Origin of the sequence: Enterobacter sp. 03-F-07-AD-ECC, assembly GCF_047530935.1 — a bacterium.
GTDB lineage: Bacteria > Pseudomonadota > Gammaproteobacteria > Enterobacterales > Enterobacteriaceae > Enterobacter > Enterobacter cloacae.
The window spans coordinates 1-26,125 of record NZ_JBLKBZ010000035.1; the positions used below are offsets into that span (position 1 = coordinate 1).

Consider the following 26,125-nt stretch of genomic DNA (forward strand, 5'->3'; position numbering starts at 1 on the left):
GATCGATACCAATGAGCGCAATGTTTTCCATGATAGTTCTCCGAATGAAAGCCTGTCCTCAGCATAGTACCGGGAAGGAGGGAGTGACCATCTCATTAAGTATCGTCAACGCCAATCACCAGTTCATTTTCCCAGCCCTGATGAAGTTTGATGGCCTGTTTTTCCAGTTCGCGGACGGTATGCAGCACTTCACGCCCTTTTTCCAGCAGCATTTGTCCGGTGCGGGTAAAGCGGGCCCGGTGGCCAGAGCGATCGAGGATCTGGATATTCAGATCGCTTTCCAGTTTATGAACCGTGTAGCTCAGCGCTGAAGGGGTTTTGTAGAGCTTCGCTGAGGCAGCCGCAAAGCTGCCTTCTTTTTCCAGTGCATCCAGAATAATGAGAACATCCAGCAGCGGTTTCATGTTCGCCCCCTTCCGGTGTGCGAGGGATTCCGCCGGAGGACTTATGCCATGGGCATCACCAGCGGATCGGGATACTGATACTCAAAACCCAGCTCATGACAAATGCGGTTGCCATCAACAATTTTGCCTTTGCTTTCGTCCTTTGTCTCACCAAAAACGGGTGGCGCCAGACCCAACTGACGCGCCATCAGCGGGTAAAATGTGCTTCGCGCAGGATGAGAGGGTGCACATATATTATAGATGTGCCCGCCCTTTGGAGCCTGTAAGAGGAGCTCAATTGCCCCGACAACATCGTCTAAATGCACAAGATTCACAACGTGTTGCCCATCGGGGGCAGACTTGCCGGCAAAAAAGCGTCCCGGGTGTCGTCCTGGGCCAACCAGCCCCGCCAGACGCAGGATATCTACCTGCGTTCCCGGCAGGTTGTGCAGCCAGTCTTCCAGCTCTTTCAACACTTTTCCGCTCGCGGTAACAGGACGGCGCTCGGTAGTCTCCTTCACCACACCTTCAACATCACCGTAGACCGAGGTTGAGCTGGTAAAAATAATACGCGGCACATCGTGTGCCAGCGCGCTGTCGACAATCTCCTGCATCGCCTGCAGATAGAACGATTCGCCCGGGCCGCTGCGACGCGCGGGAAGCGTAATGACCAGCGCATCCACATTCATCAGCGTGTCCAGATCGTCAGTATCACATACCAGCTCTGGTTCAAGACGCAACTCGACGCCATCAATACCGCACATGCGCGCCGCCTCCACGCCATCTGCCGTGGTTTTGCTCCCGGTCACATGCCAGCCTTTCGCGGCTAATGACATCGCCAGCGGCATTCCCAGCCATCCTAAACCGACAATCGCGACCTTTTTCATGTGAATTCTCCTGACTCTCACTCGTCTCTCATAAGGCTACGCCAGCGCAGCAGAACACACAATTCATAGCATCAATATGAAATGAATTAATGATCAAAAAAAGCCCTTGCAATGTGTCATACAACTGGTTTAGGTTAAAAGACATCAAATGAATAAGCATTCATCGAGAATTTATATGACACGCGTTCAATTTAAACACCACCATCATCACCATCATCCTGACTAGTCTTTCAGGCGATGTGTGCTGGAAGACGTTTGGATCTTCCAGTGGTGCATGAACGCATGAAAAAGCCCCCGGAAGATCTTCTTCCGGGGGCTTTTTTTTGGACCAAATTCAGACAGATTAAACAGGTTAACGAGGAACACAGAATGTTAGATAACTCACGTTTACGCATAGCTATTCAAAAATCAGGCCGTTTGAGTGATGATTCACGCGAACTGCTGGCCCGCTGCGGGATTAAAATCAACCTGCACACCCAGCGCCTGATTGCCCTGGCTGAAAACATGCCCATCGACATTCTGCGCGTGCGTGATGACGATATCCCGGGCCTGGTGATGGACGGTGTCGTTGACCTTGGCATCATCGGTGAAAACGTACTGGAAGAAGAGCTTCTGACCCGTCGCGCTCAGGGTGAAGATCCGCGTTACTTCACCCTGCGTCGCCTGGACTTCGGCGGCTGCCGCCTGTCGCTGGCAACACCGGTTGATGAAGCCTGGGATGGCCCGGCCGCGCTGAACGGCAAACGCATCGCTACCTCCTACCCTCACCTGTTAAAACGCTATCTGGATCAGAAAGGCGTGCAGTTTAAATCCTGTCTGCTGAATGGTTCTGTTGAAGTCGCGCCGCGTGCGGGCCTGGCGGATGCCATTTGCGACCTCGTCTCCACCGGTGCCACCCTGGAAGCGAACGGCCTGCGCGAAGTAGAAGTGATCTACCGCTCCAAAGCGTGCCTGATCCAGCGTGACGGCGAAATGGCTGACGCCAAGCAGCAGTTGATCGACAAACTGCTGACCCGTATCCAGGGCGTGATTCAGGCCCGTGAATCCAAATACATCATGATGCATGCACCAACCGAACGTCTGGACGAAGTGATCGCCCTGCTGCCAGGTGCTGAGCGCCCTACCATTCTGCCACTGGCGGGCGATCAGCAGCGTGTGGCGATGCACATGGTCAGTAGCGAAACGCTGTTCTGGGAAACCATGGAAAAACTGAAGGCACTGGGCGCAAGCTCCATTCTGGTGCTGCCAATTGAGAAGATGATGGAGTAACTGCCATGAGCTTTAACACGATCATCACCTGGAATGAGTGTACTGACGAACAGCAGCGCGAGCTGTTGATGCGCCCGGCCATCAGCGCCTCCGAAAGCATCACCCGTACCGTGACGGAGATCCTGAATAACGTCAAAACCCGTGGCGATAAAGCGCTGCGGGAATACAGTGCAAAGTTTGATAAAACGGAAGTTGATGCATTAAAGGTTACCGAACAGGAAATCATTGATGCCAGTAATCGTCTGGGTGATGACATCAAACAGGCGATGGCCGTCGCAGTGAAAAACATCGAGACCTTCCACGTCGCGCAGAAATTGCAGACCGTTGATGTGGAAACGCTGCCGGGCGTGCGATGCCAGCAGGTGACCCGTCCCGTCGCCTCGGTGGGTCTCTACATCCCTGGCGGCTCCGCCCCGCTGTTCTCAACCGTATTAATGTTGGCCACTCCGGCGCGTATTGCTGGTTGCCAGAAAGTGGTGCTCTGCTCCCCACCACCGATTGTCGATGAAATTCTCTATGCTGCAAAACTCTGCGGCGTGCAGGAAGTGTTTAAAGTCGGCGGCGCACAGGCGATTTCTGCCCTCGCGTTTGGCACAGGATCTATCCCGAAGGTCGACAAAATATTTGGCCCGGGCAACGCCTTTGTCACCGAAGCCAAGCGCCAGGTGAGCCAGCGTCTTGATGGCGCGGCCATTGATATGCCGGCGGGTCCGTCGGAAGTGCTGGTGATTGCCGACAGCGGCGCCACGCCGGATTTTGTGGCGTCTGACCTGTTATCCCAGGCGGAACACGGCCCGGATTCGCAGGTGATTTTACTTACGCCAGATGCCGATATGGCCAAACGCGTGGGTGAAGCCGTAGAGCGTCAGCTTGCCGACTTACCCCGCGCCGATACGGCACGCCAGGCGTTATCCGCCAGCCGCCTGATTGTGGCGCGCGATCTTGACCAGTGCATCGCTATCTCCAACCAGTACGGTCCGGAGCACCTGATTATTCAGACCCGCAACGCGCGCGACCTGGTCGACAGCATCACCAGTGCAGGTTCGGTTTTCCTCGGCGACTGGTCCCCGGAATCCGCTGGCGATTACGCCTCCGGCACCAACCACGTTCTGCCGACGTATGGTTACACCTCTACCTGTTCCAGCCTGGGCCTGGCCGATTTCCAGAAACGCATGACCGTGCAGGAACTCTCCCGTGAAGGGTTTGCCTCGCTGGCGTCCACCATCGAGACGCTGGCCGCCGCCGAGCGCCTGACCGCCCACAAAAACGCCGTTACGCTGCGCGTTGCAGCCCTGAAGGAGCAAGCATGAACATTGAAGAATTAGCGCGGGAAAATGTCCGTCGACTGACGCCTTATCAGTCTGCTCGTCGCCTGGGCGGCAACGGTGATGTCTGGCTGAACGCCAACGAATTCCCGACAGCGGTACAGTTTGAGCTGTCACAGCAGACGCTGAACCGTTATCCGGAGTGTCAGCCAAAAGCAGTGATTGAAAACTATGCGCAATATGCAGGCGTGAAGCCGGAGCAGGTGCTGGTCAGCCGCGGTGCGGATGAAGGCATTGAGCTGTTGATCCGCGCATTCTGCGAGCCAGGTAAAGATGCGGTGATGTATTGCCAGCCTACCTACGGCATGTACAGCGTCAGCGCGGAAACCTTTGGCGTGGCGTGCCGTAACGTGCTCTCCCAGGAGAACTGGCAGCTGGACCTGCAGGGAATTGCCGACAATCTGGACGGCGTGAAGGTGGTCTTTGTCTGTAGCCCCAACAACCCGACCGGGCAGATTATCAACCCTCAGGATATCCGAACCCTGCTGGAGATGACCCGCGGCAAAGCACTGGTGGTCGCCGACGAAGCCTATATTGAGTTCTGCCCTCAGGCGACGCTGGCCGGCTGGCTGGAAGAGTACCCACACCTGGTGGTGCTGCGTACGCTGTCGAAAGCCTTTGCGCTCGCAGGTCTGCGCTGCGGGTTTACGCTGGCCAATAAAGCGGTGATCGACCTGCTGCTGAAAGTGATCGCCCCGTATCCGCTTTCTACTCCCGTGGCTGACATTGCCGCTCAGGCCCTGACCCCGCAAGGGGTCAATGCGATGCGTGAGCGTGTGGCGCAAATCCTGGAAGAGCGACAGTACCTGGTGACCGCCCTGAAAGCGATCCCTTGCGTAGAGCAGGTGTTCGACTCTGAAACCAACTACCTCCTGGTTCGCTTTACCGCCTCCAGTGCCGTATTTAAATCTTTATGGGATCAGGGCATTATCTTACGTGATCAAAATAAACAACCCTCTCTGAGCGGCTGCCTGCGTATTACCGTAGGTACCCGTGCAGAGAGCCAGCGCGTGATTGACGCACTGAAAGCGGAGAAAGTATGAGCCAGAAGATCCTCTTTATCGACCGAGACGGCACCCTGATTTCGGAGCCACCCACCGATTTTCAGGTCGATCGTTTCGACAAACTGGCTTTTGAACCAGACGTGATCCCGGTGCTGCTGAAACTGCAGAAAGCCGGATATAAGCTGGTGATGATTACCAACCAGGACGGTCTGGGTACCGACAGCTTCCCGCAGGCCGACTTTGACGGCCCGCATAATCTGATGATGCAGGTACTCACCTCTCAGGGGGTGGTATTTGATGAGGTGCTGATTTGCCCACATCTGCCTGCCGATGCGTGCGACTGCCGCAAGCCGAAGGTGAAACTGGTAGAGCGCTATCTGCTGGAAGATGTCCTGGATAAAGCCAAAAGTTATGTCATTGGCGATCGCGCCACCGACATTACGCTTGCCGAAAATATGGGCATCGCCGGGCTGCGCTACAACCGCGACGAACTCAACTGGGTGAAGATTGGCGAGCAGCTCACCAAACGTGACCGCTACTCGCACGTAGAACGCAACACCAAAGAGACACAGATTGACGTGAAGGTGTGGCTGGATCGCGAAGGCGGCAGCAAGATCCACACCGGGGTGGGTTTCTTCGACCACATGCTGGATCAGATTGCCACCCACGGCGGCTTCCGCATGGAGATTACGGTTAAAGGCGATCTTTACATTGACGATCACCACACCGTTGAAGACACCGGTCTGGCGCTGGGCGAAGCGCTGAAGCTGGCCTTGGGCGACAAACGTGGCATCAACCGTTTTGGATTTGTTCTGCCAATGGATGAGTGCCTGGCGCGCTGTGCCATGGATATCTCCGGTCGACCGCACCTGGAATATAAAGCCGATTTCACCTACCAGCGCGTGGGCGATCTCAGCACCGAAATGGTGGAGCATTTCTTCCGTTCATTGTCCTACACCATGGGCCTGACGCTGCACCTTAAGACCAAAGGCAAGAACGACCACCACCGAGTGGAGAGCCTGTTCAAGGCCTTTGGCCGTACCCTGCGCCAGGCAATTCGTGTGGAAGGTGACGCCCTGCCCTCATCAAAAGGAGTGCTGTAATGAATGTGGTGATTCTGGATACCGGATGCGCCAACCTGAACTCCGTGAAATCAGCCATTGCCCGCCACGGCTACGAGCCGGTGGTGAGCCGTGACCCGGACGTCGTGCTGCGCGCAGACAAACTCTTCCTGCCTGGTGTAGGCACCGCGCAGGCGGCGATGGATCAGATCCACGAGCGTGAACTGGTCGATCTCATCAAAGCCTGTACCCAGCCAGTGCTCGGGATTTGCCTGGGTATGCAACTGCTCGGCCGTCGTAGTGAAGAGAGCAACGGCGTCGAACTGCTGGGTATTATTGAAGAAGACGTGCCAAAAATGGCCGATCACAGTTTACCACTGCCACATATGGGCTGGAACCGCGTTTATGCGAAAGCGGGTGACAGACTGTTTCGCGGCATTGAGGATGGCGCTTACTTCTACTTCGTGCACAGCTACGCCATGCCGGTGAATCCCTACACCATCGCCCAGTGCAATTATGGCGAGGCGTTTACCGCGGCAGTGCAGAAAGATAACTTCTTCGGCGTGCAGTTTCACCCGGAACGTTCGGGTGCCGCAGGCGCTCAGCTGCTGAAAAACTTCCTGGAGATGTGATGATTATTCCCGCTTTAGACTTAATTGACGGCACGGTTGTTCGTCTTCATCAGGGTGATTACGGCCAGCAGCGCGACTACGGTAACGATCCGCTGCCCCGCCTGCAGGACTATGCCGCTCAGGGTGCACAGGTGTTGCACCTGGTGGATTTAACGGGCGCGAAAGATCCGGCAAAACGCCAGATCCCACTGTTAAAAAAACTGGTGGCGGGCGTGGATGTCCCCGTACAGGTTGGTGGCGGTGTGCGCACGGAAGATGACGTTGCGGCACTGCTGGACGCCGGCGTGGCGCGCGTGGTGGTCGGCTCGACGGCGGTCAAAGACCCCGACACGGTGAAAGGCTGGTTCCGCCGCTTTGGTGCCGACGCGCTGGTGCTGGCCCTGGATGTCCGTATCGATGAACAGGGCAATAAGCAGGTAGCGGTCAGCGGCTGGCAGGAGAATTCTGGCGTTACCCTGGAGGAGCTGGTGAATATTTATCTGCCCGTTGGCCTGAAGCACGTGCTGTGCACCGATATCTCCCGCGACGGCACGCTGGCAGGCTCTAACGTTTCTTTATATCAAGAAGTTTGCGCCCGCTATCCGCAGGTGGCGTTTCAGTCCTCTGGTGGCATAGGTGATATTAACGACATCGCCGCGCTGCGCGGGACCGGCGTGAAGGGTGTGATTGTGGGCCGGGCCCTGCTGGAAGGAAAATTTACTGTGACGGAGGCGATTCAATGCTGGCAAAACGGATAATCCCTTGCCTGGACGTACGTGACGGCCAGGTCGTAAAAGGCGTGCAGTTCCGCAACCACGAGATCATCGGCGACATCGTCCCACTGGCAAAACGCTATGCCGATGAAGGTGCAGACGAACTGGTATTTTATGATATCACCGCCTCCAGCGATGGCCGCGTGGTGGACAAAAGCTGGGTCGCGCGCGTCGCAGAAGTCATTGATATTCCGTTCTGCGTGGCGGGCGGGATTAAGTCTGCAGAAGATGCGGCGAAAATCCTCTCCTTTGGTGCCGACAAAATTTCAATCAACTCCCCTGCGCTGGCCGACCCGGAGTTGATTACCCGTCTGGCCGATCGCTTTGGCGTGCAGTGTATTGTTGTCGGGATCGACACCTGGTATGACGCGGCCACCGGCAAGTATCACGTCAACCAGTATACCGGCGACGAAAGCCGTACCCGCGTGACCCAATGGGAGACGCTGGACTGGGTCCAGGAAGTGCAGAAACGTGGCGCGGGCGAAATCGTGCTGAACATGATGAACCAGGACGGCGTGCGTAACGGGTATGACCTCGAGCAGCTGAAAAAAGTGCGTGAGGTTTGTCATGTCCCGCTGATCGCCTCCGGCGGTGCGGGCACTATGGAGCATTTTCTGGAAGCCTTCCGCGATGCAAACGTTGACGGCGCGCTGGCGGCTTCCGTGTTCCACAAACAGATTATCAATATTGGTGAGTTAAAAACGTACCTGGCCGACCAGGGCGTGGAGATCAGGGTATGTTAACAGAGCAACAACAGGCGCAGCTGGACTGGGAAAAAACTGACGGATTATTGCCCGTGGTTGTCCAGCATGCCGTTTCCGGTGAAGTGCTGATGCTGGGATACATGAACCAAGAGGCGCTGGCGAAAACGGTCGACAGCGGCAAAGTGACCTTCTTCTCGCGCACGAAACAGCGCCTGTGGACCAAAGGGGAAACCTCTGGCCACTTCCTGAATGTGGTTAGCATTACGCCGGATTGTGACAACGATACTCTGCTGGTTCTGGCTAACCCCATCGGTCCCACCTGCCATAAAGGTACCAGCAGCTGCTTCGGAGAGGCAAGCCACCAGTGGTTGTTCCTGTATCAACTGGAGCAGTTACTGGCTGAGCGTAAAACGGCAGATCCTTCCAGCTCGTATACGGCGAAGCTGTATGCAAGCGGCACCAAGCGTATTGCGCAGAAAGTGGGTGAAGAAGGCGTTGAGACCGCGCTGGCCGCGACGGTGCATGACCGCGAAGAGCTGACCAACGAAGCGTCTGATTTGATGTATCACCTGCTGGTGCTGCTACAGGATCAAGAGCTGGATTTGACGGCGGTGATTGAGAATCTTCGTAAGCGGCATAAATAAAAAAACCGGGGAATTTCCCCGGTTTTTTTTATCTGCAAGTCAGGCTTTTGGTTTGTAGTTACGCAACGCGTTGCGGCCGAGAACCACACCAGAACCGATAATTCCACCGAGCAAGACTGCCAGAATTAACGCGATGGCCTTTTTCGGGCTGTCACGATAGACGGGAAGATCCGGCTTCATAACGTAACGATAAACATGGATGGTATCCGGGTTCACGTTTAACTTCTCAATATCCAGTAAGTTTTGCTTAGTCTGGTAGTAAGCGCCAGAGAAGACCAGTGGACGAGATGCTTCGTTATCAATCATTGATTTCAGCGCTTCGCTCCCCAGCAGGAACATGGTTTCCTGAGTCACGTCCTGGGTCTGCTGGATCTGCGGAGTGGTAATTTTCGCAGCTTCCGCGTTCTTAAGCGCCTCAGAAATCTGTTTAATACGCAGTTCTTTCTGCTCCTGAGCAACTTTCTCCTGGTTTTCAAGAGAGTCATTTAGCGTGGTAATCTGCTGCTTAATGTTATCTTTAAGATCGAGCGCAAGTTCCTTCGCAGTTTGCTCGTCTACTTGCTGAATGTATTGCGCCAGCTGCTTCTGCGCAGCTTCAGCAGATTCACCTTGATACGTGACGCTCAACGGCAACGCTTGCCCTTTAACGGTAGAATCGATGGTCAGTTTTTCTGGCATTTCCTGATTTTCTAGCGCCTGAGCTAAAGCAGAAAATGAGGAATTGAAACGACCAATGGCACGGTTTTGGATATCCTGCATTGAAGGAGCAGCACTACCATAAAGGATATTCAGTGCATTCGCGTATGTGGCAATCTGCGCCGCATCCGGCTGGGAAATGATGGCGGACGAGGTCCATTTTTCTTTTGCAACGGTGATGTAAATACCCGCAATGATGATAAAAACAGCAACAAAAGCGCCAATTACCCACTTTCCACGCCACAGCTGTAGCACTAAATCAAGTAAATCAATTTGCTCCGGACCATTACTGCTATTAACCGGAGTATTGTTGTTCTGCGTCATACAATCCCTAACAGATGAAAAAGGGCAAAAAAAAATGATGTCTACATAGTGTATCCGTTGCCAGCGATTTTTCTATCAGAATCCGATGAGTTATATCGGAAAGATGGGTTATATAACTCGCGGCCAACGCGCTATCATATAGCAATTCTGATGTCTCAGGCATCGACAAGAACGAAGAGTTAACGAGGAAGATATGAAATTTTTGGTTACGGGCGCGGCAGGTTTTATCGGATCGCATGTCAGCAAACGCTTGCTGGATGCCGGACACCAGGTCGTCGGTATTGATAATCTGAACGACTACTACGACGTCAATCTCAAGCTGGCACGTCTGGATTTACTGAAATCCGGGAATTTCACCTTCCACAAGATGGAGTTAGCCGATCGTGAAGCCATGGCAGCGCTGTTTGCCTCTGAGAAGTTTGATCGCGTGATACATCTGGCCGCACAAGCAGGTGTGCGTTACTCGCTGGAAAATCCGCACGCGTATGCGGATGCTAACCTGGTCGGTCACCTTAACGTGCTGGAAGGCTGTCGCCATAACAACGTTCAGCATCTGCTGTATGCGTCATCAAGTTCAGTTTATGGCCTCAACCGTAAGATGCCCTTCTCTACTGACGACTCGGTAGACCACCCGGTGTCATTGTACGCGGCGACCAAAAAAGCCAATGAGCTGATGTCGCATACTTATTCCCATCTGTATAACCTGCCGACCACTGGTCTGCGTTTCTTTACCGTGTATGGCCCGTGGGGACGTCCGGACATGGCGCTGTTTAAGTTTACAAAGGCGATGATCGAAGGCAAAAGCATCGATGTCTACAACTACGGCAAGATGAAGCGCGACTTTACCTATATTGATGACATCGCCGAAGCTATTCTCCGCCTACAGGATGTCATCCCTCAGGCTGATGAAAACTGGACTGTCGAAACCGGTTCGCCGGCGACCAGTTCCGCGCCTTATCGCGTTTATAACATTGGTAACAGCTCTCCGGTTGAGCTTATGGATTACATTACGGCGCTGGAAGAAGCACTCGGCAAAGAAGCAGAGAAAAACATGATGCCGATTCAACCGGGTGACGTGCTGGAAACCAGCGCGGACACGAAAGCGTTGTATGACGTTATTAGCTTTAAACCGCAGACCTCAGTCAAAGACGGGGTGAAAAACTTCGTGAACTGGTATCGCGCTTTCTACAACGTCTGAAACAAAAAACCCGGCACACTGGCCGGGTTTTTTACGTGCTTAACGCAGAATATCAGTCGCTACCAAACAGATCGCGGGTATACACTTTATCCGCCACGTCTGCCAGTTCTGCTGCCATGCGGTTAGAGATGATCACGTCCGCTTCCTGCTTGAATGCATCCAGATCGCGAATCACGCGTGAATGGAAGAACTCATCTTCCTGCATTGCAGGCTCATAAATAATGACCTGCACACCCTTCGCTTTAATACGCTTCATGATCCCCTGAATGGACGAGGCGCGGAAGTTATCGGAACCGCTCTTCATGATCAGACGATACACGCCCACCACTTTCGGCTGACGCGCGAGGATAGAATCAGAAATGAAATCCTTACGCGTACGGTTGGCATCAACAATCGCTGAAATCAGGTTGTTTGGCACAGCCTGATAGTTGGCCAGCAGCTGCTTGGTATCTTTTGGCAGGCAGTAACCACCGTAGCCAAATGACGGGTTGTTATAGTGGTTACCAATGCGCGGATCGAGACAAACACCTTCGATTATCTGGCGGGTGTTCAAACCCAGGCTCTCAGCGTAGCTGTCCAGTTCGTTGAAGTAAGCGACACGCATTGCCAGGTAGGTATTGGCGAAAAGCTTAATCGCCTCCGCTTCAGTGGAGTCGGTAAACAGTACCGGAATATCTTTCTTAATTGCGCCTTCCTGCAGTAGGGCAGCAAAGCGCTCAGCACGTTCAGAACGCTCACCAATCACGATACGGGAAGGATGCAGGTTATCGTATAACGCCCTGCCCTCGCGCAGGAACTCTGGCGAGAAGAAGACGTTATCGATGCCCAACTCTTCTTTGATGGATTTAGTGAAACCTACCGGAATGGTTGACTTAATCACCATCACCGCGTTCGGGTTGATTGCGATAACGTCTTTAATGACCGCTTCTACAGTGGATGTGTTGAAGTAATTCGTTTTCGGATCGTAGTCGGTAGGAGTGGCAATGATGACGTAATCCGCATCGCGGTAGGCATCTTCTTTATCCGTCGTTGCACGGAAGTTCAGCGGTTTATTAGCAAGATATTCCTGGATTTCTTTATCGACAATCGGGGATTTCTTTTGATTAAGCATATCCACTTTGGACTGAACGATATCCAACGCCACCACTTCATGGTTTTGTGCGATCAGAATGCCGTTTGAAAGCCCGACATAGCCCGTTCCGGAGATAGTTATTTTCATTCGTTTGACTTCTTCAGTATGAGTTTCTGGTGACAATCAAACCGTCACCACTATGATTAACTGGTGGTTTTTTATCGCTAACGCTATTTAACTGTCAAGGTTAAAGCTGAATGGATGAACGCTCTTCCGCCCCTCCGAGGGGTCCCGAACAAGGCTCAAAGTGCCTATCTTCTAGCAGCATTACTGCTTCTTTATGATGTAGCAGACTCATAACAAGCAGCTTCAAATCAGACTAATCCCTTAGTCAGATTTAGCAGGTATTGCCCATAGCCGGTCTTTTTCAAAGGCTCGGCAAGTGCACGGAGCTGTTCAACATTGATAAAGCCTCTGCGGAATGCAATCTCTTCAGGGCAAGATACTTTCAGCCCCTGACGCTCTTCAATAGTTGCGATGAAATTACTTGCCTCAATCATGCTCTGGTGCGTCCCGGTATCCAGCCATGCATAACCGCGTCGCATCATCGCGACGGATAATCTTCCCTGCTGCATGTAAAGACGGTTGATATCCGTTATTTCCAGCTCACCGCGTGCTGAGGGACTTAAGCTCTTCGCCATCTCAATGACATCGTTGTCGTAAAAATAGAGGCCCGTTATTGCATAGTTACTTTTCGGCTGCTGAGGTTTTTCTTCAAGACCGATCGCAGTGCCGTCTTTGTCGAATTCAACCACACCGTAACGTTCAGGATCGCTGACATGATAGGCAAATATGGTTGCCCCAATTTCCTGGCTGGCGGCCCCCTCCAGCAATCGAGGAAGATCGTGACCATAGAAAATATTATCGCCTAAAACCAGCGCACAGTTGTCCTCGCCGATAAATTTTTCGCCAAGAATAAACGCCTGAGCTAAACCATCCGGGCTAGGCTGTATCTTATATTGGAGGCGCAACCCCCATTGGCTACCATCACCCAGAAGTTGTTCAAAACGAGGGGTATCCTGCGGTGTACTAATGATAAGAATATCTTTGATACCAGCGAGCATCAGCGTTGAAAGCGGATAATAGATCATCGGCTTGTCATAGATGGGCAACAGCTGCTTACTCACCGCCATTGTGACGGGATAAAGGCGAGTACCCGAACCGCCCGCTAAGATAATACCTTTACGCTTCGCCATTACTTGCGCCCTCCATAATTCTGTTCAATCCAACTCTTATAGGCACCACTTTTAACATTCGAGACCCATTCCGAATTGTTTAAATACCACTCAACCGTTTTACGTATACCGCTCTCAAAGGTTTCCTTAGGTATCCAGCCTAGTTCACGACTAATTTTATGCGCATCTATTGCATAACGGCGGTCATGGCCAGGTCGGTCTGCAACATAGGTTATCTGCTCGTGATATGATTTTTCCTTCGGAACGATTTCATCCAGCAAATCACAAATAGTGTGTACAACTTCAATATTTTTCTTCTCGTTGTGACCACCGATATTATACGTTTCGCCGGTTTTACCTGTTGTCAGAACCGTATAAAGCGCACGGGCATGATCCTCCACATATAGCCAGTCGCGAATTTGATCTCCCTTCCCGTAAATCGGTAACGGTTTGTTCTCAATGGCATTAAGAATAACCAGCGGGATTAGTTTTTCCGGGAAGTGGAAAGGTCCATAATTGTTTGAGCAGTTAGTGACAATTGCTGGGAAGCCGTAAGTACGGATCCACGCCCGGACCAAATGATCGCTGGATGCTTTCGAGGCGGAATACGGACTACTCGGTGCGTATGATGTTGTTTCTGTGAAGAGCGGTAATGGCGCAGAATCAGTTTGCTCATCAGGATGAGGTAAATCACCATATACTTCATCCGTCGAAATGTGATGAAAACGGAACGCTGCTTTTGCCGCGTTATCCAGTGAAGACCAGTAAGTGCGGCAAATTTCCAGCAGGACGTAAGTACCGACAATATTAGTTTCAATAAACGCCGCTGGCCCGGTAATAGAACGATCGACATGGCTTTCCGCAGCCAGATGCATTACAGCATCTGGCTGATGAGAGGCAAAAATGCGCTCCATGGCAACTTTGTCACAGATATCAGCATGTTCAAATACGTAACGTGCGTTATTGCTGACTTCTCGCAAGGATTCAAGGTTACCGGCATAGGTCAATTTATCAACGTTAACAACGCTATCCCGTGTATTGCGAATAATGTGTCGGATAACCGCGGAGCCAATAAAACCGGCGCCACCAGTAACAAGAATTTTCACGCGATCTATTCCGTTAAAAAGTGAGTGGATTGGGCGGGATAAAAAAGCCCGGTATTGCTACCGGGCCTGACTGAATGGCGAAAAATTAAATTATATTAATCCAGCCATTCAGTATGGAACACACCTTCTTTATCCGTACGTTTATACGTATGCGCACCGAAGTAGTCACGCTGAGCCTGGATCAGGTTGGCAGGGAGTACGGCCGCACGATAGCTGTCGTAGTACGCCACTGCAGCGGAGAAGGTCGGCACAGGAATACCATTCTGTACAGCGTATGCAACCACATCACGCAGCGCCTGCTGGTATTCGTCAGCAATCTTCTTAAAGTAAGGTGCCAGAAGCAGGTTAGCGATACCTGCATTTTCAGCATAGGCATCGGTGATTTTCTGCAGGAACTGGGCGCGGATGATGCAACCTGCACGGAAGATCTTCGCGATTTCACCGTAGTTCAGATCCCAGTTGTTTTCGTCAGAAGCCGCGCGCAACTGAGAGAAACCCTGCGCGTAAGAGACGATTTTGCCCAGGTACAGAGCACGACGAACCTTCTCAACGAATTCCGCTTTGTCACCAACTGGTTTAGCCTGCGGACCAGACAGCACTTTGGAAGCCGCAACGCGCTGATCTTTCAGAGAAGAGATGTAGCGAGCGAATACGGATTCGGTGATCAGAGACAGCGGTTCGCCCAGGTCCAAAGAGCTCTGGCTGGTCCATTTGCCGGTACCTTTGTTCGCCGCTTCGTCAAGAATCACATCGACCAGGTATTTACCCTCTTCATCTTTCTTCGTGAAGATATCTTTGGTGATGTCGATCAGATAGCTGTTCAGTTCGCCTTTGTTCCACTCGGTGAAGGTCTCTGCGAGTTCTTCGTTGGAAAGATTCAGGCCCCCCTTCAGCAGAGAGTAGGCTTCAGCAATCAGCTGCATATCGCCGTATTCGATGCCGTTGTGAACCATCTTAACATAGTGGCCTGCACCGTCCGGGCCAATATAGGTCACACACGGCTCACCATCTTCCGCAACCGCAGCGATTTTGGTCAGGATTGGCGCAACAAGCTCGTACGCTTCTTTCTGGCCGCCAGGCATGATAGATGGGCCTTTCAGCGCGCCCTCTTCACCACCGGAAACACCGGTACCGATGAAGTTGAAACCTTCAGCAGAGAGTTCACGGTTACGACGAATGGTGTCCTGGAAGAAGGTGTTGCCACCATCAATGATGATGTCGCCTTTGTCCAGATAAGGTTTCAGGGAATCGATGGCTGCATCGGTACCTGCGCCCGCTTTCACCATTAACAGGATACGACGAGGCGTTTCCAGAGATTCAACAAACTCTTTAACCGTATAGAAAGGAACCAGTTTCTTACCCGGATTCTCAGCGATGACTTCTTCGGTCTTATCACGGGAGCGGTTGAAAACGGAGACGGTATAACCACGGCTTTCGATGTTGAGCGCCAGGTTGCGCCCCATCACTGCCATACCGACAACGCCGATCTGTTGCTTGGACATTACATACTCCTGTCAGGTGTGGTCGCCGCGACTTATGCGCGGCTTGAATATACGATGGATGTTAACTCAAGTTAAGCGCCACTGTGTAGTGTAAGATGCCATTAAACGCTCGGAACGTTTACTAATGCATCACCCTTATTTGTATGCCATTGGATACACTTTAAGGAAGAACTCGTCTAAATGACCAAAATTCAATGTAAGTAGATGATTTGACCCAGTATCATTTCAACATATGCTTCTGCTTGTTTCTCATCTGCTGCCTCTACGTAGCAACGGAGTTCAGGTGCATTCCCTGATGGACGAAGATGAAAAATATCGCCATTATCAAGCGTAAAGCGCACACCATCCGTTTGATCTATATCAATACATTTTCGCTGCGCGAATCCGAGTTGAAGTAAAAATTCATCTGGAGATGCAAGTGCGTAAGCAATGATTTGTTGACTCTTTTCAGATGCGAAATTTTTAACACGGTCTGACCACGTATAACGTTGAGGGAGTTTGTCGACGAGAGATGAAATATTGGCCTTACCAGAGGCGATGAGAAGCATTAAAGCTGGCAAAACAGCATCGCGAGTTGGTAATTTTGAGAGCGTGGTACCATTAATGATCAAATCGCTCGCTAGCAGATAACCTCCGTTCGCTTCGAAACCCGCAACGCTCTTATGAGAGACTAACAGATCGTCAAAAGCAGCTATTACGTAAGGGGAACCAATTTTAGTTCTTGCTACGGATTTGAAACGCTGGGTTAATTCGACAGCAGTATTGCAACTTACCGGAATGGCTAAGGCATCAATATTTAGCTCGAGAGATGTTAGTAGACCAAGAAGATCACCGCGTAACCAGTTACCTTTTTCATCAGCCAACAGTGGACGATCACCATCCCCATCAGTTGAAAAAATTGCATCTAATTTGTATTTTTCGGACCATTTCAACGCAAGAACTCGATCCTCTGCACTTACAGCTTCTGTATCAATCGGAATGAAGTCCTCACTACGCCCCAGTGAAACAACTTCAGCACCTAGCATTTCAAACAATTTTTTATATAAATCACGCCCCGCACTCGAATGTTCATAGATGCCAATAGTTTTACCACTAAGAGAATCTCCACTAAACAAATCAACGTAACGTGCAATATATGCGTTTGCACCATCAGGCATGACACACAGCTCAGGAAGATTTTCAACTGGTGAAAAATGATAATCACTATCCACAATAGCTCGTTCATCATTCTTGGAGATTTCACCATCTGGACGATAAAATTTTAGTCCATTGCGATCAAAAGGAATGTGGCTACCCGTGACCATGATGCAAGGTATTTTTTTCTGCATAGAATAATAAGCTAAAGCAGGAGTTGGAATCACTCCATGAAATTCAACATTAAATCCATGTTGCATAATAGCATCAGCACATGCTTGTGCAATTTCGTAACTGCTAGGACGATTATCAATTGCTAAAGCAACAGTGTTGAAGAAATGACTCTTGCTCACTTCATTTATGAAAGCATGTGCAAATGCTGCGCATACATTGTGATTAAAATCACTGACCAAACCGCGCGCTCCACTTGTTCCAAACGCAATGTTACTACTTTTTATAATTTCTTTACATGAAAGCATTTGAGTTCCTTCCATTTATTTATCTTCCATTCTAAGAATATCTTCTTCGGATATTACATCCCCAACCTGAACCTCAATAATTATCAAAGGTAAAATCCCTGGATTCATTATGGAATGTTGTTGTCCAACTTTTATAAAAGTTGATTCATTTTCAGTAAGATAAAAGTATTCGTCATCTATTTTTATTTTTGCTGTACCTGATACAACAATCCAATGTTCATTTCTATGATAATGCAGCTGATTAGATATTTTGGAGCCGGGTTTTATAGTTATTCGATTGACGAGATATTTATCATGCGTATCAATCCGCTCTATCTCCCCCCACGATCTAAATTCATTTTTAAAATATGAAAGCTCAAGTCGATTATTTTTTTGTAAAGATGTGGTAATCGCCTTAATGTCCTGAACGTGATCCTTATGAGCGATCAAAAGAGCATCTTTAGTGTTTACAATAATATGGTCATTTACACCAACAGTTGCAATTAAAGAAGAATCAGACCGTATATAGTTCCCAGTACAATTATGGGTAATAATATCTCCGCTAATGAAGTTACCAGAAGAATCCTTCTCTGATAATTCCCACAATGCAGCCCAGGAGCCTACATCGTTCCAGTGTGCCTTTAAGGGCACCACAACTGCCTTATCAGTTTTTTCCATAATTGCATAATCAACAGATTCAGAAATGCAGTTTTCAAAACTCTGATGATCTATTCTGATAAAATCCAAGTCGCGAATAGAATTTTTAACAGACAATTCGCAACAATCATAAATCTCTGGAGCATAACGCTTTAGTTCATCAAGAAAAATAGAAGCTCTGAACATAAACATTCCGCTATTCCATAAATACTCTCCAGATGAGATATATGATAAAGCTGTATCCAGATCAGGCTTTTCCTTAAAAGAGTTGACTGCGAAAATGTCAGTACCTATTTCATTACCTTTTTGAATATAGCCATAACCAGTTTCAGGCCGTTCAGGGACAATACCAAAAGTGACTAAGTAACCTTTAGTTGCACATTCTTGAGCATTGTTAATTGCCTGTATGAATTTATCATTTTCCTCAATAGCGTGATCGGCAGCAAGAACTAATAGTAGCGGATCCATACCTTCTTTCAATGCATGGAAGGCAGCTAATGCAACCGCAGGACAGGTATTTTTCCCCTGCGGTTCAAGTAAAATACCGCTAACTTCGAGTGATGAACTTTTTACTTGTTCAGCGACAAGGAATCTATGGTCTTCGTTGCTAATTATCAAGGCTGGTAATTTTTTTATATTTTCCAAACGATTTAGCGTATCAACCAATAATGATTCAGATGACACTAAATTATGGAATTGCTTAGGGAAATATTTTCTAGATAGTGGCCAGAGTCTAGTCCCGACTCCTCCAGCCATAATAATTGGTAGTATCATTTATTAATCCAATAACTTTTCAATATCATTAACAAGGGGAGTAATTTTAGCCTCCCAGGAAAATTTTGTTTCAACATAGCTACGAGCATTGTTCGCTATATGGTTATAAAATCTTTCACTATTGACAAGCTTCGCTATTGCCTCTTGATATTGGTAAAGAGAATCAGCAACTATTATTTCATTATTTTTATTAGCACCTATTCCCTCAAAACCTACCGTTGAGGTAATACATGGTAAACCTAATGCCATATACTCAAGAATTTTATTTTGCACACCTGCACCTAAACGCATCGGACAAAGACCAATATGGCCATTTCTGCACGCCTCATTAATATCATCGACAGAGCCTGCAACACTAACGCATGGGATATTACTCAAGTACTCCTTATCAGACTCTTTTATTCTACCGATGACATTAAAGATCACTTTTTTATTTGGGATAGATAAATGAGGTAGAATTTTTTTTGCAAACCACTTCACTGCATCCATATTCTGCAATGAATACATATTACCTATGAAAATAAGATTCAATTGATTATCATTAGATACATGTCGTTTTTTGAAGAATAATGATTTTGTATCAACACCATTAGGATAGACTTTTATTTCTGAAGATGGATTCGAATATAAATATTCTCTATCGACATCAGAAATAAATGAGACCAGATCGAATTTAGAAGCAATTTTCTTTTCATAATTCTCGAGCCTTTTTTGTTCCAATCCGTAAATGAATGTACGTAAGTTTTTGGTTTCATTTAAGTCCGACACTCTCTTATAATTAAGAGAAATAGCATCAGTCATTTCGAGAATTCTTTTGCTTTTTTTATCTTTAATATAATTACCAGTCCGAATAAGATGTGCAAATACAGCATCATGATCAGGTAAGAGTTCATTTATTTTTCGTTCAAATTTAGCAGAGTTATAATAAGCAATCTGAAGGGGTGTTTTACTCGGAAGTGCTTTAATAACATTAAATCTTGATCTAAGCGGGGAAAGGTAGACCCTTTCTATCTTGGTGAATACGCTATCAGAGATTTTTAAACTCATTTCTTCTTCTGACTCGCATAAAGAAAGTAAAGTTAATTCAAATTTTCTAGAAAGCTGTTCACATATTTTGTAGATACGAAGTCGATCACCTCCGATTACAGGAAAAGGGAAACGAGGTGTAAGGACTAATAATTTTTTCATAAAATATTCCGTCGAAAAGACTCAATACCTGCCTCAAGGCTATAATACTCATTAAAAATTTGATACGGCTTGTTATTTGCAGCTATTTTTAATTTTTCCACTTTCTCTACCATTTCTTGCAATTGATTATTATTACCATCAAATACATTCGAATTGACTGGAAAAACCACTTTATTTTCAACTGCTTCTTTATATCCATATGAACTATCTTTATCTGCAATGACAAATAAATTATAACTTAGCGCCTCTGCAATTTTTGTTTTCATACCACTGCCGTATTTTACGGGGCATAAATATAACATTGCTTTTTGATATAATTCAGACATTTTTGATGATGAAACATCACTGTAAACGCTCAAATTACTTGGGATGTTAATGTTTGCTTCTTGGATAAAGTTATCCAATCCTCTTCCTGAAACACAAAATTTCAGATTAAGGTTATTTTTAGCCAAGGAAATTATGCGAGAAAATGCATGCTGATTTGGATAAAAATCAAAACTACCACTGAAAAATACATATCCCTCACTATTGTCAGTTGGAATCAGCGAGGATTTTAGCAGCACAGGAATAATAATAGATTTATTTTTAACTTCTAAAGCCAGATTATTTTCCGTGGCGGTTCTATCTTCTTCCGTTATAAACGAAATGATTTCACAGTTTTTTACTGCAGAAGTTTCAGAAAAAGGAATCAGAAAACTATCGATTGTTATTAATATTTTTTTTAAAACACCAGTATTTACATTAATTTCTTGAATTAAAGAACTTTCAACGTTGTCCGAGTGAAAAATAACCTTTTTATTTTTGTAAACAAACTTAATTATCTTCGCTAAAATACCTAATCTCGTGCTATGGAAAGCAATGATGTCATATTTCCTTGAGACAATTAAAATTTTAAGGAAATAAGCACCAATATAGGAAGGGCATAGTAGTATGCGACCAACTAAGTCAGTAAAAATATTTTTTTTAATTTTATAATCAGGGGAGTTTTTAGAGAAGATGTCTACTTTCGTTCCACTCATTTCATATAATGATTTGAGTGTGCGTAAGTAAATACCACCTCCGGTTTGTTCGTGAATTGAATTAATTGAAACTAACAATACTTTCATATAATTACATCAGCCTATCTAAAGTCTGCTCAAATCGTTCAATAAGTAAATCCATAGAGTAATTCTCATGGACCCTGTGTTTGATAGATACAGCAAAATCATTCCAGACTAAGCTCTTTTCATATGCTGAACGGATACATTCAGACAGACTATCGGAATTTTGACTGTCAAAAATACGTCCAGTAATATTGTCGAGTACCAATTCGTTTGCAGTACCTGTAGCATCGCTAACAATTATTTTTTTTCCAAACATAGCTGCTTCATTAATGACTAATCCCCACGCTTCGACACCGCGAGTCTTTACAGAGGCCAGAATAACTAAATCTGCATAAGTGAATAAAGTATCACGTTCTTTAGAATTATAAGTTTTATTTGTGATATGAACATATTGACTCAAATTTCTCGAATCAATTAACTCATTAAGCTGATTTAACTCTGGTCCAGACCCGGCAAAAATAACACGAATATTGCTATGTGTTCCAATTAATTTTGTAATTGCATCCAAAACTGTAGCATGGCCTTTGAATTTAACTAATCTTGCAGGGCACACTATTTTGAACAATGAGGAATCATAGATCCACGGTATATCCATGTCAGATATTGGGGAAGGTAAGATGTCAGGAACTGCATTTGGAACATTGATAATCTTTCTTGGATCAGCACCTAAGTTTTCTGCGTACTTTCCATGTTTCTCACCAAAAGCGAATATAAGATCTGATTTTTTACAAATATATTTTTCTAATGGTTTTGTTAATTTCCTTCTTGGATGCTTTATATCGCACCATTGTTCATTCCAAAGAATGAATTTTTTATTGTACATTTTGGCAAACATGAACCCAATGTACGAAATCGCATAGCCTAGATCTGTAGAAATTATTATGTCAGGTTGTTTTTGTTTGAGATGCTTCCATAAATCCAAAGGAATTTCTAGATCCTGCATCTTAGGAATGCGAAAATAACGTCCATAATGTACTTTAGATACATGATCAACCGTTGACTGATTTTTCCTTAAACAATAAAAATCAATGTCATACTTAAGTGACAATGATTTGAATAGCGGAACGCGAAAAGACTTAATTTCATTATGAAGAAGCATCACTTTCATTTTTAATAACTCTTATCCCAGTAGTAACAACCGTGGTATCATCAGGAATATTTTTAAAACAGCAAACGTTACTGCCTATTCTTACACGAGACCCAATTTTAATCGGCCCTATAATCGTTGCGTTGACACCTATAAAAACATCGTTCCCTAGTATAGGTTCTGCTGATTCAGTATTATGTCCGCCTTTACCAATCGTTACCCCTTGATGAATTGTACAATTCTCACCTATTATAGTTTTGGAGGAAATAAATATTGTACCAAAATGACATATTTTCATTCCACCTTCTATTTTCGCCGAATATGGTAAGTCAATACCCGTTAAAATATTAACAATTAATCTTGTGAATCCTGTAACTCCCCATATTAATTGTTTAAATATTGGAACTTTGAACTTTAATCTTAAAGAACGGCCAATTCGGTAATTAATTAGCGCCAAGAATCCAAGCTTGCTAAATGCTTTTGGGATGGCAGAGATGAGATTAGAATCATACCTCCTTAAATCCTTTTTAATGTATTCGAACATAATACGGCTCACTCCTTATTAACACTTAACACCCCCAAAATTATAAATGTAGTTATTAACATGTAAGGCATCATGAAACCAGGGAAAAGTAGCCCTTGCCAAACAATCATTGAAATAAAAATAGCACAATCTCTATTGTAACTTCCCAATTTAATCAGGTATACATAGAAAATAAAAGCACTTAAACCAAACCCTGATATCATCCAAATAAATAAATTATCAGCAAAAACTGGGAATGAACCTAAGCCGAACATAATTACTTTATAATTATCATAATAGCTGATAATAGTGCCCCAAGTGTTCAACCTGTTCATTAAACTTCCTGTGTAAAGATATTTACCTATGAAGTCAATTACAGAAGGAATGAGCCCAATAGTTGAAATCATTACACTTATAAAAATGGTGATGAATACACTTTTAATATGCGGTTTTTTAATATTTAAAATAGTAAGTAAAAGTAAAACTGCTAATCCAAGATAGGCGCTTGCAGTTTGTGATAATAAAAGAGTAAATCCACTTATCAATAATGTGAAAATGATTTTTTTGGAAGATTTTAACTTTGTTGCTAAAAAAATGCATAATATGCTTAAAGATGCCAATGTTGCAGTATTTTCAAAAAAACCAGATATACGCTGTTCGTCTTTGAACAGACCATAAATAAGGTTAAGTGCTAGCGCAAACGTTAACATTATCCATATATTGTTAAGAGCTTGAAGCCTCCCTTGAGTCAAGGCAATTCGATAGCCTACAGCGAAATAAAGTGGTATCAAAAGATAGCGAAGATAAATTAACGTACTGCGGTAATAATCTCCTAAAGGAACAAATTCGCTTATTCCGCGGTCTGTTACCAGCCAGTTTAATTTTTCATAAAAATCAGTATTGATTTGATCGCTAACATTTGCAAAACCATTCCCCGCATTTATCATTACAACAAGAGTAGTGATGATAATGTAGAAAATACCAATGTTGTTGATAACTATTTTTTTATAATGTAATAATAATATGAAAAAAATGAGAATAAAGAGTAAATCTGATATTGTTCTCGATGAAGGAAATGTAAAGTTCTCAAAAAAGGGCGGCAACAAGAAAAACATCTATTACTCATCCTTATATAATTTATCGATTTTATCGATAAGCTGTTTCATCGAAAATCTACTCTGATATTCTTCATACAATTTATCTTTATATTTTTCAATATAATAGCTTTTATGGTCTAAATAATTTATTAATAACATTGACAGCGAGTTGGAATCTCTTGGCTTAAATGTTAACTCGCTAAAATTCTCACCAAGAATTTCTTTGATTCCTCCGTTATTTGATGCAAACACAAGTTTCTTTAGCGACATAGCTTCGATAACTACACGTCCAAATGGTTCATTATCCGATGGACAAACAATCAAATCCATGTTTTGCATGTGTTGCAACGGGTCACTGCAAAAGCCCATGAATAATACATGATTTATCAAACCATATTGTTCAACTAATCTTACGATCTTTGCATAATACTCTTTTTCTGTTTCTCTAATTGGAGCACCATAAAGCTTGAAAATAACATTATCAGGAAACCGTCCATATTTATCGCGCATCAACTTTATTGCTTCAATCAAAATATGATGACACTTCCATTCATCATATCGAGAAAACATTGCAATTTGAACAATATCATTTTTAATTTTTTGATCTAAAATTAGCTCTGTTTCTTCGACACCATTATATATGACTTTAATCTTTTGGTTAGTTTCTGATACATTCTTAATATCTTTCACCAAACTTTCTTTTACAGCTTTAGAAATGGCTATTGTATAGTCATATTTGCTGATTAGGACTTGGTTAAAAACAGAGTACTCAATATCCCTTACATGTGCTATTAATTTACACTTATATATTTTTTTCAAATAAGAACAATATAATCGTGATCGAAACGTATTCACATGGACAATGTCTATATTTTTACTTTTTAAGTAAATACGCATTGAAAACCAAAATTTAAGTAAGTTAATAGGGAAAAGATATTTACCCATACCTGACTTTAAAGACGGTTGAGGAATGATACGGTGTTCGATTTTTTCATCATTTAACCATTCTCGTAATGGCCCATCCTCTCCTATGACTGCAGTAACTTGATAACCTTTATTACGAAAGCCAATAATAAGAGATTGTAAACTTTTCTCAGCGCCTCCCAGGCAAGCATAGCTATTGACGAAGCAGATATTTTTCATGCTGTAAGTACCTTAAGAAGGTTATTTTTGAAAATAATTATTGAATAGAACCCAAAACCAAGAAAACTTATGATAATAGGAATTATAAACCCTTTGGGTTCATTAACATTCAATGAAAAACAATTAAGAATAAAGAATAGTAAAAACGCAGTAGATACAATGAAAATTAATATCTTTATTTTTCTAGCCTCAAAGCTCAACCCAAATTTTTTGTAGTATAACTTTGATAATAAAAGAGACGCAGCAAAATTTGATATGCAATACGAGACGATCAATCCAGAAACTCCGAAAAACCTTGATAACACAATGCTCAAGCAAACATTTAGCAATACTGAAAAAGCGCTATTGTAAACAGTCACTTTCATTTTATCGACTGCCCAAAATGCTCTTTTCATAGTTGCGCTGACAGCCTCAAAATAAACAGCAATACTTAGCCAGTTAAACATTTCTGATGCCAGTGCTATTTTTTCAGGACTTGTATTCTTTAATAAAAAAGTAAATATTGTATTCGAGTAATACCATCCCATTACAACTGGTAATGTTAATAAAGCAATTAAAAGTAGAATCACATCATTAACATAATTTGCCATTTCAACTTCATTCCTGCTTTTACTACAAATTTTAGGATAAGCAAAAGTCAATACACTCACGACAATAATATTTATATAAAGCGCATAGAGCTGTTGAGCAAAGTATAATGAAGACAAACTACCTATAAGTAATCCTGATGCGATTATTTTATCTGTTATTTTCGATGATTGTGTCAGGGCTGAATTAAAAGCTACCGGGATGATATTTTTAACAAACAGTTTTCTACTTTCTGCTCTGGTTAACAATATTGTATTCTGTTCTTCCTTTTCTTTAACTTGATTTTTCTTAGTGCATATGAATGTTAGACATACATATAAAAGATATTGAATTACTGCTGAGAAAACGAAGCATAACACGAGTGCTGAATTATTTTTGTTTCCAGAAACCAAATACATAGATAAAATAAATATAGCATTAGCAAAAATCATTGGTAGCGGCATTAGTTTTTGCTTTTCACTAGCGACCATATGAGCTTTGTATAGTTCGCAAAACACCATTAAAGAATAATAAATTAATATATAATATATTATATCGCCGATGATATTTTTAGTGGCGAGTGGTATATCAGAATAATAG

General features: G+C 45.2%; 25 protein-coding genes, 1 pseudogene and 1 other annotated feature. Of the genes and pseudogenes, 10 read left to right on the forward strand and 16 right to left on the reverse strand.

Features of this window, described 5'->3' with window-relative positions:
• Positions 1–98: 98 nt before the first annotated feature.
• Together ACMWKA_RS24320 and ACMWKA_RS24325 are read right to left on the reverse strand one after the other, a co-directional pair.
• Positions 99–404, reverse strand: a pseudogene (locus ACMWKA_RS24320) (LysR family transcriptional regulator); the annotation flags it as partial.
• Positions 405–445: 41 nt separating this feature from the next.
• Positions 446–1,270 (reverse strand): SDR family oxidoreductase, encoded by an 825-nt coding sequence (locus ACMWKA_RS24325; protein WP_013097842.1) that lies wholly within the window; start codon positions 1,268–1,270, stop codon positions 446–448.
• 175 nt (positions 1,271–1,445) lie between these two features.
• Here ACMWKA_RS24325 and hisL point away from each other — a divergent pair, with 175 nt between their 5' ends.
• The 9 genes from hisL (at position 1,446) to hisIE (ending at position 8,661) form a co-directional block, all read left to right on the forward strand.
• A complete protein-coding gene (hisL, locus tag ACMWKA_RS24330; RefSeq protein ID WP_001364200.1) occupies positions 1,446–1,496 on the forward strand; it encodes a his operon leader peptide in 51 nt (16 codons plus the stop codon).
• Positions 1,472–1,595, forward strand: a sequence feature (His leader region). It overlaps the preceding gene by 25 nt.
• Positions 1,596–1,639: 44 nt before the next feature.
• The gene (hisG, locus tag ACMWKA_RS24335) at positions 1,640–2,539 is read left to right on the forward strand and encodes an ATP phosphoribosyltransferase (protein WP_000886595.1); all 900 of its coding nucleotides are present in this window, start codon (positions 1,640–1,642) and stop codon (positions 2,537–2,539) included.
• Between the two features lie 5 nt (positions 2,540–2,544).
• Complete coding sequence (gene hisD, locus ACMWKA_RS24340; protein WP_057072563.1) at positions 2,545–3,849, forward strand: histidinol dehydrogenase; 1,305 nt, start codon at positions 2,545–2,547, stop codon at positions 3,847–3,849.
• Positions 3,846–4,907 (forward strand): histidinol-phosphate transaminase, encoded by a 1,062-nt coding sequence (gene hisC / locus ACMWKA_RS24345; RefSeq protein ID WP_129328147.1) that lies wholly within the window; start codon positions 3,846–3,848, stop codon positions 4,905–4,907. The genes hisD and hisC overlap by 4 nt, the downstream gene beginning before the upstream one ends.
• Positions 4,904–5,971, forward strand: coding sequence for a bifunctional histidinol-phosphatase/imidazoleglycerol-phosphate dehydratase HisB (gene hisB / locus ACMWKA_RS24350; protein WP_129328146.1), 1,068 nt, complete (start codon positions 4,904–4,906; stop codon positions 5,969–5,971). Before hisC ends, hisB begins: the two co-directional genes overlap by 4 nt.
• Entirely contained in the window at positions 5,971–6,561 is a 591-nt protein-coding gene (gene hisH / locus ACMWKA_RS24355) for an imidazole glycerol phosphate synthase subunit HisH (RefSeq protein WP_129328145.1), read from the forward strand. Before hisB ends, hisH begins: the two co-directional genes overlap by 1 nt.
• Positions 6,561–7,298 (forward strand): 1-(5-phosphoribosyl)-5-[(5-phosphoribosylamino)methylideneamino]imidazole-4-carboxamide isomerase, encoded by a 738-nt coding sequence (gene hisA, locus ACMWKA_RS24360; protein WP_129328144.1) that lies wholly within the window; start codon positions 6,561–6,563, stop codon positions 7,296–7,298. The genes hisH and hisA overlap by 1 nt, the downstream gene beginning before the upstream one ends.
• Positions 7,280–8,056, forward strand: coding sequence for an imidazole glycerol phosphate synthase subunit HisF (gene hisF / locus ACMWKA_RS24365; protein WP_023620900.1), 777 nt, complete (start codon positions 7,280–7,282; stop codon positions 8,054–8,056). Before hisA ends, hisF begins: the two co-directional genes overlap by 19 nt.
• A complete protein-coding gene (gene hisIE / locus ACMWKA_RS24370; protein WP_000954830.1) occupies positions 8,050–8,661 on the forward strand; it encodes a bifunctional phosphoribosyl-AMP cyclohydrolase/phosphoribosyl-ATP diphosphatase HisIE in 612 nt (203 codons plus the stop codon). Before hisF ends, hisIE begins: the two co-directional genes overlap by 7 nt.
• A gap of 39 nt (positions 8,662–8,700) precedes the next feature.
• On the opposite strand, the gene wzzB is transcribed toward hisIE, so the two are convergent.
• Positions 8,701–9,681, reverse strand: a complete 981-nt coding sequence (gene wzzB / locus ACMWKA_RS24375) for an LPS O-antigen chain length determinant protein WzzB (RefSeq protein ID WP_151347971.1) — start codon at positions 9,679–9,681, stop codon at positions 8,701–8,703.
• A gap of 193 nt (positions 9,682–9,874) precedes the next feature.
• Here wzzB and ACMWKA_RS24380 point away from each other — a divergent pair, with 193 nt between their 5' ends.
• A complete protein-coding gene (locus tag ACMWKA_RS24380) occupies positions 9,875–10,879 on the forward strand; it encodes an NAD-dependent epimerase (RefSeq protein ID WP_151347970.1) in 1,005 nt (334 codons plus the stop codon).
• 52 nt (positions 10,880–10,931) lie between these two features.
• Here ACMWKA_RS24380 and ugd read toward each other — a convergent pair whose 3' ends face one another.
• The 13 genes from ugd to ACMWKA_RS24445 all read right to left on the reverse strand — a co-directional run.
• Entirely contained in the window at positions 10,932–12,098 is a 1,167-nt protein-coding gene (gene ugd, locus ACMWKA_RS24385) for a UDP-glucose 6-dehydrogenase (protein WP_095427557.1), read from the reverse strand.
• 227 nt (positions 12,099–12,325) lie between these two features.
• Positions 12,326–13,207: a glucose-1-phosphate thymidylyltransferase RfbA gene (gene rfbA / locus ACMWKA_RS24390; RefSeq protein ID WP_095427556.1), complete on the reverse strand. Its 882-nt coding sequence runs from the start codon at positions 13,205–13,207 to the stop codon at positions 12,326–12,328.
• Positions 13,207–14,292 (reverse strand): dTDP-glucose 4,6-dehydratase, encoded by a 1,086-nt coding sequence (gene rfbB, locus ACMWKA_RS24395; protein WP_095427555.1) that lies wholly within the window; start codon positions 14,290–14,292, stop codon positions 13,207–13,209. Before rfbB ends, rfbA begins: the two co-directional genes overlap by 1 nt.
• A gap of 95 nt (positions 14,293–14,387) precedes the next feature.
• On the reverse strand, positions 14,388–15,794 hold the full coding sequence (gene gndA, locus ACMWKA_RS24400) for an NADP-dependent phosphogluconate dehydrogenase (protein ID WP_095427554.1): 1,407 nt from the start codon (positions 15,792–15,794) through the stop codon (positions 14,388–14,390).
• A gap of 191 nt (positions 15,795–15,985) precedes the next feature.
• On the reverse strand, positions 15,986–17,407 hold the full coding sequence (locus ACMWKA_RS24405) for a phosphomannomutase (RefSeq protein WP_095427553.1): 1,422 nt from the start codon (positions 17,405–17,407) through the stop codon (positions 15,986–15,988).
• 15 nt (positions 17,408–17,422) lie between these two features.
• On the reverse strand, positions 17,423–18,817 hold the full coding sequence (locus ACMWKA_RS24410) for a mannose-1-phosphate guanylyltransferase/mannose-6-phosphate isomerase (protein WP_095427552.1): 1,395 nt from the start codon (positions 18,815–18,817) through the stop codon (positions 17,423–17,425).
• Positions 18,818–18,820: 3 nt separating this feature from the next.
• Positions 18,821–20,005 (reverse strand): glycosyltransferase family 4 protein, encoded by a 1,185-nt coding sequence (locus ACMWKA_RS24415; RefSeq protein ID WP_095427551.1) that lies wholly within the window; start codon positions 20,003–20,005, stop codon positions 18,821–18,823.
• On the reverse strand, positions 20,002–21,111 hold the full coding sequence (locus ACMWKA_RS24420) for a glycosyltransferase (RefSeq protein ID WP_151347969.1): 1,110 nt from the start codon (positions 21,109–21,111) through the stop codon (positions 20,002–20,004). The genes ACMWKA_RS24415 and ACMWKA_RS24420 overlap by 4 nt, the downstream gene beginning before the upstream one ends.
• 4 nt (positions 21,112–21,115) lie before the next feature.
• On the reverse strand, positions 21,116–22,216 hold the full coding sequence (locus ACMWKA_RS24425) for a glycosyltransferase family 4 protein (protein ID WP_095427549.1): 1,101 nt from the start codon (positions 22,214–22,216) through the stop codon (positions 21,116–21,118).
• On the reverse strand, positions 22,194–22,739 hold the full coding sequence (locus ACMWKA_RS24430; protein ID WP_151347968.1) for a serine O-acetyltransferase: 546 nt from the start codon (positions 22,737–22,739) through the stop codon (positions 22,194–22,196). Before ACMWKA_RS24430 ends, ACMWKA_RS24425 begins: the two co-directional genes overlap by 23 nt.
• Before the next feature lie 8 nt (positions 22,740–22,747).
• Positions 22,748–23,833 carry a hypothetical protein gene (locus ACMWKA_RS24435; protein ID WP_095427547.1) on the reverse strand — a complete coding sequence of 362 codons (1,086 nt, stop codon included), beginning with the start codon at positions 23,831–23,833 and terminating at the stop codon, positions 22,748–22,750.
• Between the two features lie 3 nt (positions 23,834–23,836).
• On the reverse strand, positions 23,837–24,958 hold the full coding sequence (locus ACMWKA_RS24440; RefSeq protein WP_095427546.1) for a glycosyltransferase family 4 protein: 1,122 nt from the start codon (positions 24,956–24,958) through the stop codon (positions 23,837–23,839).
• A partial coding sequence (locus ACMWKA_RS24445; RefSeq protein ID WP_414760671.1) for a lipid II flippase MurJ occupies positions 24,955–26,125 on the reverse strand: 1,171 nt, incomplete at its 5' end. The genes ACMWKA_RS24445 and ACMWKA_RS24440, both read right to left, overlap by 4 nt.